General features: G+C 69.0%; 1 protein-coding gene. It reads left to right on the top strand.

The genetic code is table 11. The features are described from left to right. A partial coding sequence (locus HMPREF1023_RS01105) for a glucosaminidase domain-containing protein (RefSeq protein WP_156788363.1) occupies nucleotides 1-1,153 on the top strand: 1,153 nt, incomplete at its 5' end. Nucleotides 1,154-1,205: the final 52 nt, after the last annotated feature.

The raw sequence follows: 1,205 nt of genomic DNA, 5'->3' as shown, positions 1-1,205 counted from the left end.
AAGGGGGCGCGGGAAGGGAGGCCTGCCGGTCATGCGCTCGGCCCAGCGGCGCCGCAACTGGGCGACCTCACGGTCCGCCGCCACCCGGCTCGGGAGGTCGGTAGCATCCTCGGCGGCGAGGGGAAAGGCGGCCGGCACCGTGGCGGCGGCCCTCTCCTCCATCGCCGCGCCCCTCGCGGGCGTGCTCGCCGGAGCCCTCGCCGCGGTGCTCGCCGTGGTCATGCTCTCGAGCCTCGTCGGAGCGCTCTTCGGCTTCTGGACGAACGAGGCCTCCAAGGCCTCCCTCGAAGGCCTGCCGCCCTACATCACCTACGAGATGGTGGAGGCTGCCCTCGAGTGCCAGGAGGAGTACGGGCACCCGGCAGGGTGCACCATCGCCCAGATCATCTGCGAGTCGGGCGTCGGGGACCACCTCTCAGGGCTCGCCGAGCGGGACAACAACCTGTTCGGCATCAAGTGGTCGCCGAGCTTCGCGGGGTGCCCCGAGGTGACGGGGAAGTCGAGCTGGCAGACCGGCGAGGAGTACGGCGGGCAGCACGTGACCGTGACCGCCGACTTCACGAGCTTCGCGTCGCCGCGCGACTGCGTCGTCTTCCGCAGCAGGGTCCTGCTCCAGAGCCCGCGCTACCGGGATAACGCTCTCATCAGGGAGGCGATCGAGGAGAAGGACTCGGACCTCATGGCCGAGGGCCTCAAGGACGCCGGGTACGCCACCAGCTCCGACTATGTCGAAACGCTCAAGGACATCATGGCGACCTACGGCCTCTACCGCTTCGACAGCATGAGCCTCGAGGACTGGGAGAGCGGCGGCGGGGCGGGCGACGCAATCGTGCAGGCGGCGTACAGCCAGCTCGGCGTCCCCTACGTGTGGGGAGGCTCGACCCCCGGGGTCGGGCTCGACTGCAGCGGCCTCACGCAGTACTGCTACCGCCAGGCGGGCATCCAGATCAGCCACTACACCGAGGACCAGCGAAGGGAGCTCACCGCCCTCCCCCTCTCACAGGCGCGCCCCGGGGACATCCTCTACCGCCCCGGGCACGTCGCCATCTACATAGGCGGCGACCGCTACATCCACGAGCCCAAGCCGGGGGACGTCTGCAAGATGTCGACCGGGATCAGCTCGTTCACCTGCGCGCTCAGGCACACCGGATAGAAGGGAGACAAAAGATGAGGAAGAACGGAAAGAGGGGCAAGGTCATCGCCGT

Source organism: Eggerthella sp. 1_3_56FAA (genome assembly GCF_000185625.1).
Taxonomy (GTDB): domain Bacteria; phylum Actinomycetota; class Coriobacteriia; order Coriobacteriales; family Eggerthellaceae; genus Eggerthella; species Eggerthella lenta.
The sequence above is the reverse complement of the archived record's forward strand: the minus strand, read 5'-3'. Positions and strand labels throughout refer to the sequence as shown.